The sequence below is a fragment of the Endozoicomonas sp. ONNA2 genome, assembly GCF_024606365.1.
GTDB lineage: Bacteria > Pseudomonadota > Gammaproteobacteria > Pseudomonadales > Endozoicomonadaceae > Endozoicomonas.
In genome coordinates this window covers 1-3,325 of record NZ_JAHHPO010000432.1, presented here as the reverse complement: position 1 = coordinate 3,325, position 3,325 = coordinate 1, and the positions used below count along the sequence as shown (strand labels likewise).

Genomic DNA, 3,325 nt, shown 5'->3' with positions numbered 1-3,325 from the left:
ATCCTCGCTACGGGCGCTATTCTCGGACAGGCTCCTGGCCCCAATGACAGTGTCCTGAGTAAACGAAGGTCTTTTGGTGGTTTGCTCGTAACCAACACAAAAACCATTTTTCAGTTTCATTTATAGAAAAAGATCTCGCTTTTTTTATATAAGACATCGATATTTATAAAAAGTTCAGCATTTTAAGTGTGAGCCTCCCGACTTCCCGGCGGGAGAGGCAAGCGGAAACTCAAGCATTTATCTTTGAGCATTTTATCAATGCTGGCAGTTGCCAAAATAGAGCCGCAAGTATTCATGGCTGAAAGATGCTGATTCTATGGCTTTGCAGCAGTCCGTTATTAAGTAGTTAACCAAATGAAATCATATTTTCTGACTAAGTGGCCAGCACTCTGCTGCGTTGCATAGTAACTGTCCACTTAGTCAGAAATATACGATTCCATTTGGCCAACTACTTAATCTGGACAAGGCTTTCAAAAATTTCTTCAATCGAAAACCAGAGAGAAATCATCAACATCACAGAATACACTGGTCATAGACATGGGAGCCTCCGGTTAGCTATCAATGGGTTGCAACCGAAAGATAGTTAAATCACTGGGGCGCCCTTGTCTTTTTTGCTTCGAACTCACGTTAGGAGCTGTCCTGAAATAACTCCGACATTTCTACAGACGCTACCCGTCGCCCACTTCCCGAAAGCTGGGACCACTTGTGCTTTTGCGGGCAGCGGGTGGCGGTATTTTCCCAGTCTGAATGAAATGATGGGACCTTAACTTATACTTCTATCTCGGGGACGCTGATGTTCCAGATGCTGGCAGTACCATCGTCATCGCACGTCAATAATAGCCTGCCGGAGCGGCTGAAACAGCCTGTCTCGACTTTGCCTGTACCATGGCTCCCATCTGCCTTTTTGCACCATTGGCCGTTTCTGTCGTAGCCGTAGATTTTAAATTCATTTTTTTTGTCCTCATCATAAGCCATTATCTGGAGCATGGCGTGGCTGTGGACGGGCTTTTCGCCGACATTGTCGACAACTCCTCGCTCGGTCCATAAACCGTTATCATCACAACCCCACAGGATGGTCGCGAATTTGGCACCAAAACCACGGCAGTGCAGCCTGAGCCTCTGCTCCGAGGCGCTGAATACGACTTTTTCGATACTGAAGTAAGAGCCCCTGGCACAGGCCGGAGGGTAGATGTCTGCCTTGACAACGGCATTACCCTCACCGTCAAATCCCCAGATCCTGCCTATAAGCCCATTTTTTTGCTCATGTCGGGTCAGAACATGGCGCCCTGACGGGCTGATGTCAGCACCTTCAATAGTCTCTTTTGAATGGATTTGTTTAATCTGATGGGTGGCTTTATTGATATCATGCCGGACATAAACGGTGTGTCTGGTGTGAATCATTATACAGTTGGCTTCCGGGATAGCGCTGAAGCAGGCTTGCGCATGACGATCGTATTGAGCGTAAAATACGCTTCTCCATTTCTCCTTCTCCTTACTGTCATAATTCAGGATTTGCACCAGGCCATTCTTGGTATCAAGCGTGAAAAGTACGTCTTCTGATGCACTAATTTGCCAACGTAAACTTTCCGATTCCACGCCGTTCTCGGAAAATGCCTTCGTTTGATCATAATGACCTTTGTCGTTCACACTCCAGATTCTGATTATTCCATCATTGGTTTCGATGGCAAGATGCCGTGCTGACTCGGTGAATTTGGCCCCCCAAATTATCCCGTAGTGATTAAAGAAACCCATCTGTTGCCATTTGCCACCAACATAACCAATGATTGTCAGTTGGTTATGTTCAAGACCGCTAACACTTTTGGTGAACATAACCCCATGATGTCCAGCCTTGCTGAAGGCAGCCTCAACCCTTTTGCCGTGGCTGTTAAATGAATATTGACTTTCGATATTGCCGTCATCACAAATGTTCAGAAGTGTTGCACCTTTTTTTGAAGTGACCAGGATATGATTGCTGCAGGGGCTGAATCGGCAAGTGACATCCTGATCCATGTCGTTCAGACATATGCGTTCCCAGCTGTCATCATCGTTACAGTGGTAAAGTGCGAAGGTATCTGTCTGGCCTTGATGGGGGCGACTGATGATCGCCAGTGCCCGCTCTGTGGGTGAAAAGCGAATGTCCTTTAAAGAGCCGTTAAAGACTATCTCTGCCTGTTCTATCCAACCGGCCCCTGCCGCGAGGCACCAGACTTTGCAGATTCCTTCTCCCGCAACCAACCCATAGCGCCCGGAAGGGCTGAAGGTGGCTTCATTAATATAGCTGCACCTTAGTACGCCATCCTCCCGCCAGTACCCGCTGTCATCGCAACTCCAACAATGGGCTTCATTTAAACTGCAGATCAGGGCGTGGCGTTCCAGGGGACTAAACTTGGCCTCTCTGATTGCCCCACCAATGTGAACCACCGCTTTACGCTGAAGTTGATAGGTGTCACACCCGATCATCTCATTGATGTCCCCGGAAAACGCCATCTCAGAGGGGATGAATTGATCGCCCTGAACATCCGGAAGTATACCGTTGCTGTTTCTGGGCGCTGTGAACGACGACATTGTGTTTGCCATTTTCCAGGGGGGAGGTTTGTCGGCGGGGTTGTCCGTGGCAGGCTTTTTCAGGCGGTTGGGTGTGTTGCCATAACAGGTTTCTTTGCTGTAAAAAATTGAAATAGCATCAGATATACTGGCTATGCTCGCGGTATCAAACCCGCCAGGAACAGGGCATGAGTTCTGCTTGATTACTGCAGCAGAACTGACATAGATGTGTTGATATGGCCAATTTTTTTTAATGTCGCGGGAGGTAACCGCCGCCAAGCGGAGCTGTCCATACTCTTTTTGTAACGCCAAAATTTCAGCGCAGCTGAGGTGAGTAGCAATGTCCCCGGATTTTCTTAAAGGCATGCCGTAAAAATACGATGAATGACCGGAAGAGTCAGCAGGATCGGTATTTTGTTCAACGATACTGTTGTCGGTCACTGATGTTGCTGCAATTTGTTTGCGATCAAAACAAAAATTCATGGTTTATTTCTTTCTGAATGAATTAGCGGGAGTTTCAGCGTTGGTCTCATTTATACCTGGCCCCAATACAGTGTCCTGAGTAAACGCAGGGCCTTGGGTTGTTTGCTCGTAAGCAACACAAAAATCCATTTTCAGTTTCATTTATAGAAAAAGATCTTGTTTATTCTTATTTAAGACATCGATATTTATAAAAAGTTCAGAGCAAATGATTGTCGCAGAAAGCACTGAGTGGCTACTTGGCTTTTTCCTGAATCCGTAACTTCAGAAGACGTTGAAACCTTCGGAAGCCGGTCGTGCC

At 46.9% G+C, this 3,325-nt stretch carries 1 protein-coding gene; it reads right to left on the bottom strand.

From position 1 onward, the window contains the following. Positions 1 to 768: 768 nt before the first annotated feature. On the bottom strand, positions 769 to 3,027 hold the full coding sequence (locus KDK14_RS07785; RefSeq protein WP_257264519.1) for a WD40 repeat domain-containing protein: 2,259 nt from the start codon (positions 3,025 to 3,027) through the stop codon (positions 769 to 771). Between the last annotated feature and the right edge of the window lie 298 nt (positions 3,028 to 3,325).